The 13,948-nt window shown below is 72.3% G+C and carries 10 protein-coding genes and 1 pseudogene; 9 read left to right on the top strand and 2 right to left on the bottom strand.

Annotated features, from left to right (window positions below; translation table 11 throughout):
• Together ACQPXG_RS39870 and ACQPXG_RS39865 are read right to left on the bottom strand one after the other, a co-directional pair.
• Complete coding sequence (locus ACQPXG_RS39870; RefSeq protein WP_433464325.1) at positions 1 to 447, bottom strand: nuclear transport factor 2 family protein; 447 nt, start codon at positions 445 to 447, stop codon at positions 1 to 3.
• A gap of 31 nt (positions 448 to 478) precedes the next feature.
• Positions 479 to 1,345: a TIGR03619 family F420-dependent LLM class oxidoreductase gene (locus ACQPXG_RS39865; RefSeq protein WP_433464324.1), complete on the bottom strand. Its 867-nt coding sequence runs from the start codon at positions 1,343 to 1,345 to the stop codon at positions 479 to 481.
• A gap of 114 nt (positions 1,346 to 1,459) precedes the next feature.
• Between ACQPXG_RS39865 and ACQPXG_RS39860 the strand changes: the two genes are divergently transcribed.
• The 9 genes and pseudogenes from ACQPXG_RS39860 to ACQPXG_RS39820 all read left to right on the top strand — a co-directional run.
• Positions 1,460 to 2,308, top strand: coding sequence for an SDR family NAD(P)-dependent oxidoreductase (locus ACQPXG_RS39860; RefSeq protein ID WP_433464323.1), 849 nt, complete (start codon positions 1,460 to 1,462; stop codon positions 2,306 to 2,308).
• 11 nt (positions 2,309 to 2,319) lie between these two features.
• A complete protein-coding gene (locus ACQPXG_RS39855) occupies positions 2,320 to 3,231 on the top strand; it encodes an EI24 domain-containing protein (RefSeq protein ID WP_433464322.1) in 912 nt (303 codons plus the stop codon).
• A 74-nt stretch (positions 3,232 to 3,305) separates the two neighbouring features.
• Positions 3,306 to 4,631 (top strand): hypothetical protein, encoded by a 1,326-nt coding sequence (locus tag ACQPXG_RS39850; protein WP_433464321.1) that lies wholly within the window; start codon positions 3,306 to 3,308, stop codon positions 4,629 to 4,631.
• Between the two features lie 53 nt (positions 4,632 to 4,684).
• On the top strand, positions 4,685 to 6,856 hold the full coding sequence (locus ACQPXG_RS39845) for an acyl-CoA dehydrogenase (protein ID WP_433464320.1): 2,172 nt from the start codon (positions 4,685 to 4,687) through the stop codon (positions 6,854 to 6,856).
• 30 nt (positions 6,857 to 6,886) lie between these two features.
• Positions 6,887 to 8,602: a hypothetical protein gene (locus ACQPXG_RS39840; protein WP_433464319.1), complete on the top strand. Its 1,716-nt coding sequence runs from the start codon at positions 6,887 to 6,889 to the stop codon at positions 8,600 to 8,602.
• Complete coding sequence (locus tag ACQPXG_RS39835) at positions 8,602 to 8,733, top strand: hypothetical protein (RefSeq protein ID WP_021592999.1); 132 nt, start codon at positions 8,602 to 8,604, stop codon at positions 8,731 to 8,733. Before ACQPXG_RS39840 ends, ACQPXG_RS39835 begins: the two co-directional genes overlap by 1 nt.
• A 13-nt stretch (positions 8,734 to 8,746) precedes the next feature.
• Positions 8,747 to 9,595 carry a glycosyltransferase gene (locus ACQPXG_RS39830; RefSeq protein ID WP_433464318.1) on the top strand — a complete coding sequence of 283 codons (849 nt, stop codon included), beginning with the start codon at positions 8,747 to 8,749 and terminating at the stop codon, positions 9,593 to 9,595.
• A gap of 13 nt (positions 9,596 to 9,608) precedes the next feature.
• Positions 9,609 to 10,784, top strand: a complete 1,176-nt coding sequence (locus ACQPXG_RS39825; RefSeq protein WP_433464317.1) for a glycosyltransferase family 4 protein — start codon at positions 9,609 to 9,611, stop codon at positions 10,782 to 10,784.
• A 35-nt stretch (positions 10,785 to 10,819) separates the two neighbouring features.
• Positions 10,820 to 13,279, top strand: a pseudogene (locus ACQPXG_RS39820) (alpha-(1->3)-arabinofuranosyltransferase domain-containing protein); the annotation flags it as partial.
• Positions 13,280 to 13,948 lie beyond the last annotated feature (669 nt).

Raw genomic sequence — 13,948 nt, 5'->3', positions numbered from 1 at the left:
TCACGTGCCCGGCTTGGTGAGAGTGGACAAGGCCCGGTCGGGTTCCCAGTGGGCACGCAATGACGTGATCTTGCCTGCCTCGTCGACCTTGTAGATGAGGACGCAGTCGATGGTCAGCGTGGAGCCGTCGGCGGCCATCGTGGTGGTGATCGTCGCGACGTTGGCGCAGCACGGTCCGTTGGCGAACGAGTCGGCGATGGCGAAGCGGAAGTCGGCGACCGTGGAGATGAAGTTGTCCCAGAAGGCTTCGGCGCCCTTACGGCCTCGGTGACCGTCGCCCGAGGGGTCGAGGAAGGACGGGCCGACCGGGTCCTCGATGAGGGCGTCGGGGGTGAAGAGGTCCAGCCAGTCGTCCTTGCGGCCTTCGGCCGAGGCGCTCATGGAGGCGCGGGCGGCGCGGCGGGCCGGATGGTCCGAGTCGGGGGCGTCCCAGGTGATGGCGTTCATGGCCGGACTGTAACGTGTTCTCGTTTCGCTGTCAGGACCCGGTCTTCGCGATGACGTTCTCGGCGAACCGTTCGAGGTGCTCGATCTTCTTGGCCAGCGGCTCGGTGTCGGGGCCCTTGGCGTAGGGCATCCGGAAGCCGACGATCACGTCGGTGACGCCCTTGTCCTCCAGCCGCTTCACTCCGTCGGGCGTGTAGGCGTCCATGGAGATGACGTGGACCTCGAAGGGGCCGCCGGCCTTGCCCTCCGCCTCGCGGATCCGGTTCAGCCTGGCCAGCAGGTCGTCGAGGTCGTCGCCGCCCGCGTGCATCCAGCCGTCCCCGCGCACGACCGCGCGCCGCAGCGCCGCCTCGCTGTGCCCGCCGACCAGGATCGGGAACGGCCGCGCCGGGGTCATCTTGATCGCCGGAACGTCGTAGTGCTCGCCGCGGTACTCGAAGTACTCGCCGCTGCTCAGCCCCCGCACGATGTCGATGGCCTCGTCCATCCGCCGGCCGCGCCGCTCCCACGGCACGCCCATGACCTCGAAGTCCTCGCGCCACGGACTGACACCCACGCCCAGCCCGAGCCGCCCGCCGGTCAGGCAGGCGATCGAGGTCGCCTGCTTCGCCACGAGCACCGGCGGGCGCACCGGAAGCTTGAGGACGAACGGCGTGAACCGGAGCGTGGCCGTCACCGCGCCCATGGCCGCGATCAGCGTGAACGTCTCGATGAACGGCTTGTCCTCCAGGAACTCCCGGCTGCCGTCCGCGGTGTACGGATACACCGAGTCCGACTCCTTCGGATAGACCAGCGAGTCGGCGACCGACATGCTCGTGTACCCCGCCTCCTCCGCCGCCCGCGCCAGCGGCAGATAGAACGAGGGGTCCGTCATGGCCTCGGCATAGGTGAACCTCATGGCCGAATACTAGAACCTGTTCCATTATCGTGCCAGGGCCGGCCTCGGGGCGGCGCGCTTGCCGGGGGGTGCGCGGGGTGGTTCGGTGGGGGAATGGAGTCCAGGATCGCGACTGTGACCGGGGGGACGTCCGGGATCGGGAAGGAGATCGCGCGGGGGCTCGCGCGGGCAGGGCTCCTGGTGGGGATCGTCTGCCGGAACGAGCTGCGCGCCGCGGCGACGGTGGAGGAGCTGACGCGGGACGTGCCCGGCGCGCGTGTCGAGACGTTCCTCGCGGACCTGTCGGTGCAGATGGACGTCCGGCGGGTCGCGGCGTCGCTGGCGGAGCGGTTCGAGCGGCTGGACGTCCTGGTCAACAACGCGGGCGTGCATCTGCTGCGCGCCAAGGTCAGCGCGGACGGCCATGACCGGATGATCGCGACGAACCATCTGGGGCCGTTCCTGCTGACGAACCTGCTGACGGGGCTGCTGGAGAAGGGCGCGCCGTCGCGGGTGGTGGTCGTGGCGTCGGAGGCGCACCGGCACTCGGACCGGCTCGACGCCGAGCGGATGGCCGAGCCCGGGGCGTACGGTCCCGCCGGGTCGCTGCGGGTGTACGGACGGTCGAAGCTGCTCAACATCCTCTTCGCGCAGGAGCTGGCACGGCGGATGGAGGGCAGCGGCGTCACCGTGAACGCGATGTGCCCCGGCGTCGTCGCCACGAGCCTGAGCAGGGACGTCCGGGGAAGCGAGCGCATCGGGGGGCTGCTGTCGCACACTCCGGTGATGCGGACGCCGGCGCAGGGTGCGCGGATGGCCCTGCGGCTGGCGCTGGACGAGGAGTTCGAGGGTCGCAGCGGCGGTTTCCACAGTTCGACGCCGGGCGCCGGGATGCTGCCGACGGTGGGCGCCCTGAAGGATCCGGAGCTGCGGCGTGTGGTTTGGGAGCGTTCCGCTCGCCTTGTGGGGCTTCCTGCCCTATAAGGTGAGGGTGCGTGAGCCAACCGCACGTCCCGCCGGATCGACCCGGCGCATGGAACGCCCCGCCGCCACAGCCCGGCCCGCCGCCGCTACCGGAGCCGCGCCCGGCGCCGGAAGCGGAGGCGTCCAGGCCTTCCGCCTTCAAAGACCTGTTCAACGGCGTCGGGTATCTGCTGCGCGGCATCGGATGGGTGGCGAGGCACCCGGCCCAGTGGCTCTTCGGACTGATCCCCGCGCTGATCGTGCTGGCCTTGTACGCGGCCGCGCTGGTCTACCTGGCGTTCGAGATCGACGACCTGGCCGGATGGGTGACGCAGTTCGCGGACGGATGGGCGGACGCGGCCCGGACGTCGGCGCGCGTCGTCGCCGGGATCGCGCTGTACGGGTCGGCCCTGTTCCTCGCGCTGATCACGTTCACCGCGGTGACGCTGCTGGTCGGGGATCCGTTCTATGAGGCGATCGCGGTCCGGGTGGAGGAGTCGCAGGGCGGCGCGCCGCCGGAGCCGGACGTCCCGCTGATCGTCCAGATCGGGCGGGCGATCAAGGACACGGTGATCCTCGGCGCCGTCGCGCTGATGTTCGCGGTCGTGTTCTTCGCGTGCGGGTTCCTGCCGGTGGTCGGGCAGACGGTCGTCCCGGTCATCGCGGCGCTGGTGTCGGGCTACTTCCTGGCGGGCGAGCTGACCTCGATCGCGCTGGAGCGGCGCGGGCTACGGCGCCGGGAGCGGTTCGCGCGGCTGAAGGCGGACCGTCCGCTCGTCGTCGGGTTCGGCGCCGCGACCGTTGTGGTGTTCCTCATTCCGCTGGGCGCGGTGCTCGCGATGCCGGGCGCGGTGGCGGGGGCGACGCTGCTGGCCCGGGAGCGGCTGGCGGACGAGCCGGAGCTGTCCGCGGGCCCCGGCGGGCCGTCACCAAGCGATCACTAAGCGATGAGAAGATGTGTCCTGAGCGTGATCAGCGGCCGGAACGGCATAGGTGATCTTCGCGTAACGTGTGCCGCATGTCCGATCAGGGGGAGCGCGGCGTGCGCTGGACCGACATGAGCGAGAGCGAGCCCGAGAACCGGCCGGAGCCCGGCGCGGACGACGCGACCGGCCCGCGGACGACCTTCCCCGAGCCGAAGGTGCCCGAGGTGTTCATGCCCGCGCCGACCGGCCGCACGGAGTTCTCCGGGTCCGGGGAGGGCGGGGAGCCGCACGACATCTGGGGGAAGGTCGAGGCCAAGGACGCCCGGGTGCCGGGCCCCGCTCCGGCCGAGGGCGAGTCCACCCGCGAGCCAACCCGCGAGCCCGCCTCCGAGCCCGCCCCTGAGGACGTCAAGGTCGCGCCCGTCTCCGAAGATGAGGCCCCCCACTGGGAGGGGTCGCTCTTCGACGAGGGCGGCGGCGACGACAAGTACGTTCCGGCGGTCCCGACCGGGGCCGGCCGTCCGGCGAAGCCCGGCAAGCCGAGCAGCGGCAACTGGCAGATGCCGGACTGGATGGCGGACGAGGCGTCGGCGGACGCCAAGCTCGGTGGCGACGGCCCGCCGAAGCGTCAGCCGAAGCGCGCCCCGAAACCTCCGCGGGACGTCCTGGACGAGGGCGGCGGCCGGTCCCGGCTCGTCCTCTTCGGCGGCATCGGCCTGCTGGTGGTCGCGCTCATCGCGGCCGGCGGCGTCTACCTCCTGACGAGCGGCGGCAAGGAGTCGGAGGACACCTCCGGCAACGCCGACCAGCGGGCCGCGGCGGAGCAGTCCGAGGCGGCGCAGGTGCAGCTGCCGCCGGACAGGCGGCTCACGACGTTCTCGGGGAGGCCGAGCAGGATGCTCGGCCGGGTGAAAGACGTCCATTCCGGCCTGGCCTATCCGCGGCTGGCCGCCCCCTGGCAGGTGCCCACCAAGAAGAACAAGCTGGGCACCCCCGGATGGTCGGGGCAGCAGATCCTCGTGACGGAGAGGCATGCCGGCCAGCTCTGGTACGGGCAGCTGCTCACCGGCACGCTGCTCCCGAGCCTGCAGAGCGCCTACCAGGGGCCGGACAGCGTGAAGAACGTCACCGGGCTGGCCGCGCAGGGCTTCGAGGCGCAGTACTACGCGTTCCCGCACAAGTCGGCGCCACTGGCCTCCCAGGCCCTGACCGTGGACGGGCACCCGGGTTGGCTGATCGCCACGCACCTCACCTACAAGCGGGCCGGGGTGCGGGCGACCGGTGAGGTCGTCGCCACCGCGGTGATCGACACCGGCCGGCCGGCGCCGGCCGTGGTGTTCGCGTCGATGCCGAACACGCACCGGAACCGGTGGCCGGACCTCAACGAGTTCTTCGCCCAGCTGAAGATCGCGTCCTGACAACCCGAACGACGTTCTAATAGGCTGTGGCCACTCCTGAGAAAGGTGTGGCCATGGCCATCGGGCTGACCGGGGAACACGAGGAGCTGGCCGCGTCGGTGCGCGGCTTCGCCGAGCGGAACATCACGTCGCGGGCCGTCCGGGAGGCGGACGCGGGCTGCTGGCCCGCGCTCGCCGTGCAGGGCCTGCCTGGCCTGCACCTGCCCGAGGACGCCGGCGGGCAGGGCTTCGGCGTCCTCGAACAGGCCGTCGCCCTGGAGGAACTCGGCCGGGCGCTGGCTCCCGGCCCGTATACGCCGACGGTGCTGGCGTCCGCGATCCTGCACGCGGCCGGCGCCGACGTGACCGGCCTCGCGGACGGTTCCCGGACGGCGGCGGTCGCACTCTCGGGCGGCTTGGACCGGGACGGCTCCACCGTGTCCGGCACTGTCCAGCCGGTTCTGGGCGCGCCGCTCGCAGACGTGTTCGTGCTCCCGGCCGGTGACGGCTGGGCGGTCATCGACCGGGACGACGTCACCGTGGGGACGCTGGAGTCTCTCGACATCACCCGCCCGGTGGGATCGGTCACGGCCGATGGCGTGACCGTCCCAGACGAACGCTTCCTAAGCGGAGTGGACGCACATGCCCTTGCCGTCGTCCTGCTCGGGGCAGAGGCATGCGGTGTGGCCGGACGTGCCCTTGACGACGCCGTGGCATACGCGAAGCTCCGCGAGCAGTTCGGCCGCCCGATCGGGCAGTTCCAAGGCGTCAAGCACAAGTGCGCCCGGATGCTCATCGCCGTTGAGCGTGCGAGGGCCGCGGTATGGGATGCCGCGCGCGCTCTGGATGAGCCAGAAGAGCAACGTGCCTACGCGGTGGGAGTCGCCGCCGTCCTGGCAACGGATGCCGCTGTCACCTGTGCAGAGGGCAACATCCAGGTTCATGGAGGCATCGGCTACACCTACGACCACGACGCCCACCTGCTCTACCGGAGAGCCCTGACCCTTCGCGCGCTCCTGGGACGGGCCGGCGAACACCGCGCGGATGTGGCGGCGCTCGCCGTGAAGGGCGTCAGGCGTCCGATGAGCATCGAACTGGCCGCGGACGCGGCGCCGGTCCGCGAGGAGATCCGCGCCCAGGTCGGCGAACTGGCCGCGATGGAGCCGCTCGAACAGCGGGCCGCGATGGCGGAGGGCGGCTGGGTGACGCCGCACCTGCCGAAGCCCTGGGGACGGGACGCCGGACCGCTGGAGCAGATCGTGATCCAGCAGGAGCTGGCGGCGGCGAAGGTCCGCCCGGTGCCGCTGATGATCGCCGCATGGGTCGTCCCGTCGCTGGTCCAGTACGGGACGCCCGGGCAACGGCAGCGGTTCCTGCCGCCGACGCTGCGCGGCGAGATCGTCTGGTGCCAGTTGTTCTCCGAGCCGGACGCCGGCTCGGACCTCGCCGGGCTGCGGACCCGCGCCGAACGCGTCGAGGGCGGCTGGGCGATCACCGGCCAGAAGATCTGGACGTCGCTCGCCCGCGAGGCGCAGTGGGGCATCTGCATCGCGCGCACCGACCCGGACCGTCCCAAACACGACGGCATCACGTACTTCCTGGTCGACATGACGTCGCCCGGCATCGAGATCCGCCCGCTGCGCGAGTGCACCGGCGACGCCGTGTTCAACGAGGTGTTCCTGGACGGCGTGTTCGTGCCGGACGAGCTCGTCGTCGGCCCGGTCGACGCGGGCTGGCGCGTCGCCCGCACCACCCTCGCCAACGAGCGCGTCGGGCTGACCAGCACCTTCCAACTCGGCGGCGACCTGCCCAAACTGCTCGATCTCACCGCCGAGCTCGGCCTGTCCGCGGACCCGGTCGTCCGCGACGGCATCGGACGCCTCGCCTGCGACGAGCACTCGTTCAACCTCCTCGGCCTCCGCGCCACGCTCAAGCAGTTGTCGGGCACGGACCCGGGCGCGACGGCGAACGTCCGGAAGCTGGTGGCGATGGAGCACGGTCAGCACGTCACCGAGTTCGGGTTCACGCTGCTCGGCGAGGAGGGCGCCCTGACCGGCGGCCGGCTGGACCCGCTGCGCGCCCGGTGGACCCGCTACCTGCTCGCGTCCCGCGCCATGACCATCGGCGGCGGCACCACCGAGGTCAACCTGAACGTGATCGGCGAGCGCATCCTGGGCCTGCCGCGCGATCCCGACCCCGCGCGGTCGCCGGGGGGAGTGGGAGGCGCAAGGGAACAGGTCGGGTAGCGTCCAGGCTCACATGCGGGAGCGGACGGCTTGAACGACCGGACGCGGCACCTGGCGGCCGCGCTGACCGGGCTGGGGCTCGGGCTCGCGGCGCTGGGGCCGGGGCTCGCGCCCGGCTTCGTGCTGTCGTACGACATGGTGTTCGTGCCCGATCCCGCGTTCACCCGCCTGACGTTCGGGCTGACCGGGGTCGTCCCCCGGCACGTTCCGAGTGACGCGTTCGTCACCGCGCTGGCCACCGTCGTTCCGGCGGACGCCGTGCAGAAGTCCGTCCTGCTGGCGATCTTCGTGATGGCGTGCACGTCGGCGGCGTCCCTGGTGCCTTCCCGCCGGCTCCTGCCGCGCCTGGCGGCGGGCGTCTGCTACGCCTGGAACCCGTTCGTCGCCGAGCGGCTGCTGCTGGGGCAGTGGGCGCTCCTCCTCGGCTACGCGGCCCTGCCCTGGGTGGTGGCGGCGGCCGCGAGCACCGATGTCCCCGGCGGCGGACGCCGTCTCCTCCGCGCCCTGATCCCCGCCGCCATAGGCGGTTTCGCCGCCCTGGCCGTCTCCGCCCTGACCGCCCTGACCGTTGCCCTGGCGACCGCACGATCGGTGCACCGGATGCCCATCGACGCGGCTCGGGTCGTGGGGGCCGCTGCGGTTCTGAGCCTTCCCTGGCTGGTGCCCGGGGTGCTGCGGCCGGCCGGCGTGCCTGGGGACGGGGCGGCCGTCGGCCTGTTCGCGGCCAGGGCGGACACGCCGTTCGGGACGCTCGGGAGCCTGCTCCTGCTCGGCGGCGTGTGGAACGGCGAAACCGTGCCGAGCGGGTATGGGGCGCCGGTCACGGCGACGATCTGGCTGGTCGTGGTCATCGTCGCGTTGGCCGCCTACTGGAAATGGTGCGAAGAACCTGGTTGGCGACGCGGGGCGGCCGTCGCGGCGGTGGCCGGATTCGTCGTCGCGGCGCTGGGGGCGGTCGCCGCCGGGGCGCTTGAGACGGTCATCGGTCTCTGGCCCGGGTTCGCCGTCCTGCGGGACGGGCAGCAGTACGTGGCTCCGCTCGCCGTCGTGGTCGCCGTGGGGCTGGGGCTGGCCGCCGACCGCGCGGCCGAGGCGCGGTGGCCGGGAGTGGCCGCGGCGGCCCTGGCCGTCCCGGTGTTCCTGCTGCCGACACTGGCGTGGGGCGCGGCCGGCGATCTGCGGGCCGTCCACTACCCGGACGACTGGGAGCGCGCGCGGCGGATCATCGACGGTGACCCGGCGCGCGGGGACGTGCTGGTGCTGCCTTGGGCGTCCTACCGGAGCTATCCGTGGAACCACGGCCGCCGGGTCCTCGACCCGCTGCCTCGCTATCTGCACCGCCGCGTCATCGTGGACGACGCCGTCACCGTGGACGAGACGACCGTCGCGCCCGAGGATCCGAGGGCGGTCGGGCTCGCGCCGGCCGCGCGGACGGGAACACCACCTGCGACTACGTTGCGTGACGAGGGCGTACGGTACGTCGTGGTGGACGCGGAGACCGGTGAGCACCGTCCGTCCGGCGCGGTCACGGAGCTGATGCGAGGTCCTGACCTGGTCGTTTACCGGATCGATGGGGTCGCGGACGTGGCCGGAGACGGTGTTCCCGCCGCTCCCGTGGTGGCCGCCTGGGTCGCGCTGAGTCTGCTCGTTTTCTGGTCAATCCTGGCCCCAAGGACTACTCTGAGCTTTCCCTTACTCGGCAGTATCAAGCCCCGCGACCCCCACCCCCGACGAAGGACCCCCTGATGCGCATCGCCATCGCCGCAGTCGTCGGCGTCCTGCTGGCCGCCGGAGCGTCGTTCGGCGCGGTCCAGCTCGCGAACGCCTCCCAGAAGGACCCCGTCATCAAGCCGCTGTACAACTACGGCTCCCGGTGACGTGTAGGCCCTGATGGGGACCCGGCGTGACCGCTCCGCGCTCTTGGAGATCGTCGTTCCCGCCTACAACGAGGCCGACCGGCTTCCGGCGGGGCTGGGCCTGCTGTGCGACAAGCTCGCCGGCCTGCCGATGCGGGCGGAGGTCATCGTCGTGGACAACGCCAGCACCGACGGGACGGCCGAAGTCGTCCGGGCCTGGGAGGGGCCGGTCCCGGTGCGGCTGGTGCGCTGCGAACTCCGGGGAAAGGGTGCGGCGGTCCGCGCGGGGCTACTCGCGACCCATGCCTCTTATGTAGGCTTCATGGACGCCGATATGGCGACAGACCTCGCGGCTCTGGACGAAGCCATCGTCCGGCTGCGCGAGGGCCGCCCGGTCGTGGTCGGGTCAAGGCGCCACGGTCGGTCGGTCGTCGAGGGATACGCGCTGCCGGTCAGGCGGCTCGGCGCCCTCACGTTCAACCGGCTCGTCCGCGACCTCGTGGACGGCATCCCCGACACGCAGTGCGGGTTCAAGTTCTTCCACGGTCCCCTAGGCCGGGCCGCGGCGGCCGACCTGCGGACGACGGGTTTCTCGTTCGACGTCGAGCTCCTCGCCCACTGTGTACGGCGGGGAGCCTCCGTGACGGACATCCCGGTCGTCTGGCGTGACCGTCCCGGGTCGACGTTCTCGGTCCGGCGGCATTCGCTGCAGTGTCTGATGGACCTGGCCCGGATCCGCGCGCGCGCCGGTGTCCGGCCGCCCACCATGCCCGTGAAGCCGAACCTCCCGGTCGTGCCGGTCCGGGCGGTGTTCGGTGAGCCGCGGCCGTTGCCGGTCGCGGTGTCCGAGAGCGCTTCGACGCCGCACACCACGACGGGATGAACGCTAAGACGGGATGAAGACAGAACTACGGCTGGCGGTCGTCAACTGGCGGGATCCCTGGCATCCCGCCGCCGGCGGCGCCGAACGCTATGCCTGGGAACTGGCGCGCCGGTTCGCCGCCGAAGGAGCCCGCGTCCACTACCTGACGTGCAGGGCGCGAGGACAGAAACGCAGCGAACGCGTCGAGGACGTGGAGTTCGTCCGGCTCGGCGGCCGTTTCACCGTCTACCCGCTCGTCCTTCTGTGGATGCTGGGGCGGCGCCTAGGACGACGTTTCGACGCGGTCATCGACTGCCAGAACGGCATCCCGTTCTTCACGCCGTGGGTGCAACCCCGCCGTGTGCCGGTGTTCTGCGTGATCCACCACGTGCACGATGCCCAGTTCGGCCTGTACTTCCCCGGGTGGCTCGCCTGGGTCGGCCAAGTCCTGGAGGGGCCGGTGAGCCGCTGGACATACCGGCGCCACGCGTTCGTGGTCGTTTCGCCGTCCACCCAACGTGCCGTAAGAGAACGGCTGGGCTGGACAGGGCCGACTCACGTCGTTCCTAACGGCTCGGTTGTCACCGAGCCCGAGGGCGTGGTCTCGGTGCCCGCCGGAGACCCCGATCTTGTCTGCGTGACCCGGCTCGTCCCGCACAAGCGCCTCAACCTTCTCCTCGACCTCGCGGAAGGCCTCGCCGAGACCCACCCTGGGCTCAAGCTCCACATCCTGGGGGACGGGCCCGAAGCGCCCGCGTTGAAAGCCGAGATCAGCGCGCGGGGCCTGGACGGGATCGTCACGGCGCACGGCTACGTCCCCGAGAACGTCAAAGCGGCCCTGGTCGCCCGCGCCGACCTGCACCTCAGCACCTCACAAGGCGAGGGCTGGGGCCTCAGCGTGATCGAGGCCGCCGCGCTCGGCGTGCCCACCGTCGCCTACGACGTGGACGGCCTGCGCGACGCCGTCCGCGACGGAACCACCGGATGGCTGGTCCACGCGGGCGACGACCAGGTCGACGTCGTCAGGCGCGCCCTGAAGGAGCTGGACGATGTCACGAGACGTGATCAAGTGACCACGGAATGTCGGACCTGGGCGGCAGAGTTCGACTGGGCGCACACCGCCGGCCGGATGCGGGACCTCGTCGTCTCCGCCGTCCGGACCGCGGGCGGCCGCCCGTACGGTGACGAGCACCCCGGCCGGCGTCGCTGACGTCCGGGGGCACGGAGAAGGGGCGGAGGGCGAGCATGGCTGTGGGAGAGGCGAATCCGCCTCGCGCCGGTGCGTCTCCTCAGCCTGCGTCCGGCGGCGGGCCGGACGGCCCGGACGTCGCCGCCCGGCTGCGGGAGCGGCTGCGCGTCCTCGCCTGCTGCCTGACGCTGACCGCGCTCGCGTTCGGCACCCGGCCCGGCGCGATCCTCGCCGACACCAAGATCGACATGGCGGTGAACCCGCTCGGGTTCCTCGGCCGCGCCCTGCACCTGTGGGACGCCGAGCAGTTCGGCCAGCTGCAGAACCAGGCTGTCGGCTACCTGTTCCCGATGGGCCCGTTCTTCGCGCTCGGCGACATGGCCGGCATGCCCGCGTGGGTCGTCCAGCGGTTCTGGCTGGCGCTGCTGATGTGCCTCGCGTTCACCGGCACGTGGCGGCTGGCGGGGCGGCTCGGCATCGGCGGCCCGGGGACGCGCCCGTTCGCCGCGCTGGCCTACGCGCTGGCCCCGAACGGGCTGGCCACGCTCGGGCAGATCTCCTCGGAGTACCTGCCGGCCGCGATGCTGCCGTGGATCGTGCTGCCGCTGGTGGGCGCGGCGTCCGGCGAGCGCGGGCGGCTGAAGGCCGCGGCCGGGTCCGGGCTGGCGATCGCCTGCTGCGGCGGCATCAACGCGGCCGCGACCGTCGCCGTCCTCGTCGTGCCGGTCGTGTACATGGTGACGAGGCCGCGAGGGTCGTTCCGGGCACGGATGCTGGCCTGGTGGTCCCTGTGCGCCGGCGGCGCGACGGCCTGGTGGCTGGCTCCGCTCCTGCTGACCGGGACGTACGGGTTCTCCTGGCTGACCTACACCGAGAAGGCGGAGACGACGACCGGGCCGACGGGCCTGATCAACGTGCTGCGCGGCGCGGAACGCTGGGTGAACTACCTGATCGTGGACGGGCAGGTCTGGTGGCCCGTCGGGCACGGCCTGTCGCTCAGCCCCGTGCCGGTCGTGTGCACGGGAGTCGTCGCCGCGCTCGGGCTCGCGGGGCTGCTCGGCCGGCTGCTGCCGGAACGGACGTTCCTGCTGGTCACGCTGCTCGCCGGGCTGGCCATCCTGTCGATGGGCCATATCAGCGACATCCCGGGCCCGTTCGCGCACCAGCTCCGCGACCTGCTGGACGGCCCCCTCGCACCGCTGCGCAACCTGCACAAGTTCGACGCGGTCGTCCGGCTGCCGCTCGCGCTCGGCCTCGCCCACGTCCTCGTCGCGGCGGCCCGCCGTGTCCAGGACGCCGGTGCCCGGAAGGGCGGGGGAGACCGGAACGGCGCGGTGCGGAGCCTGAGCGGCGGGACGGCGCCGGTGTTCGGCGTGACACTGCGGTCCCTGGCCGGCCTGCCGGTCGCCGCCGCCGTCGCGCTCGGCGGCATCGGCGTCACGGCCGCCTCGCACGGCCTCACCGGGCCGGGCGACTTCAGGGAGGTGCCCGGCTACTGGCGGGACGCCGCGTCGTGGATCAACGCGCGGGCGGGCCGGCAGGGCGTGCTGGCCGTGCCGGGCGCGCCGTTCGGCGAGTACCTGTGGGGCCGTCCGATGGACGACATCGTCCAGCCGCTGCTGTCGGCGCGGTGGGGCGTCCGTCAGCTCGTCCCGGCCGGGTCGCCGGGGTACACGCGGGCGCTGGACGCGATCGACCAGCAGGTGCGGTCAGGGCAGGGGTCCCCGGGGCTGAGCGATTTCCTCGGCCGGATGGGTGTCCGGTACGTCCTGGTCCGCAACGACCTGCGGCGGGAGACGCTGCGCGGCGCCTGGCCCGCCCGCCTGCACGAGGCGCTGGAGGACTCGCCCAGCATGCGCCGGGCCGCCTCGTTCGGCGCCCCCGTCGGAGGAGACGCCGACGACGCCGTGTCCGCCATCGACCAGAAGTACCCTGCGCTGGAGGTCTACGAGGTCGAGGGCGCCGCCGACGTCGCGAACCTCGCCGGCGCGGCCGATCCCGTCCGCGTGTACGGGGGGCCGGAGTCGCTGCTCGCCATGGCGGACGACGACGTGCTGCCGGACGGGCCCGTCCTGCTGGACGACGACGCCCCCGACCTCAGGGGCGCCCCGGTCGTGACCGACTCGCCTCGGCTGCTGCGCCGCAACTTCGGTGAACTGCACCAGACGTCCCCGACGCTCTCGGCCGCGCACAAGGGCGAGGCCACCGACGTCCTCGACAAGGGGTGGAAGCGGTACGCGACCCACGTGACGTACGGCGGCGGTGTCCGCGACGTCACGGCTTCCACGTCGGCGGCCGGTGAAGACGCGATCCCGCAGGCCCGCAAGCCCGAGGCGACACCGTACGCGGCCTTCGACGGCGACCGGTTCACCGCCTGGGAGACCGGCGGCTGGAACGGGCCGACGGGGCAGTGGCTCCGCGTCGACTTCGACAAGCCGCGCGACGTGCGGAATCTGACCGCCACGTTCGTCCAGGACGGTTCCCTCGGGCCTTCGATCTCCCGCGTCGCCGTCGAGACCGAGAACGGGGCGGTGGAGCAGGACGTCCAGAAGATCGCGACCGCCCAGGCCCTCCGCGCGCCCGAGGGCTCCACTCGCTGGTTGCGTCTGCGGATCACCGCCCTGGCCTCCGAACCCGCCGTTCCCGCGTTCGCGCGCGCGGGCGTGGCGGACGTGACCGTCGAGGGTGTGAAACCCACCCGTACCTACACGATGCCCGCGCCCGCCGGAACCGATGGCCCCGCCACGTACGTCATGAGCCGGGCTCCGGGCGCGACGGGCGAGTGCATGAAGGGCGACCGGCGATGGGTGTGCTCGCCGTCTCTCGGCTCCGGTGACGAGGAGGGTTCCGGTTTCGACCGGACGTTCACCTCGCCGGTGTCCGGCAAGGCCCCCGTCACCGGGACGGCCGTCCTCACCGATCGGCGGCTCATCGACCGGTACACCGGCGTCCACGGCCAGCCGGTCGTCACCGCGAGTTCGACGCTGTCCGGCCATCCCGCCGACCAGCCCAGATCGGGCTTCGACGGTGACCAGGCGACGTCCTGGATCGCCGGGGAGAAGGAGGAGTCGCCGACCTATGGCGTCCGGTGGAGGGGGCGGAAGCGGCTGTCCACGGTCACGGTCACGCGGCCTCAGGGCGCGTCCGGCCCGATCCGCGTCCGTGTCGAGGGCGAGCGGGGCGAG

It is taken from the genome of Spirillospora sp. CA-128828, from assembly GCF_050945415.1.
GTDB lineage: Bacteria > Actinomycetota > Actinomycetes > Streptosporangiales > Streptosporangiaceae > Spirillospora.
Note: the sequence above shows the minus strand (reverse complement) of the source record. Positions and strands in the feature narration are given on the sequence as shown.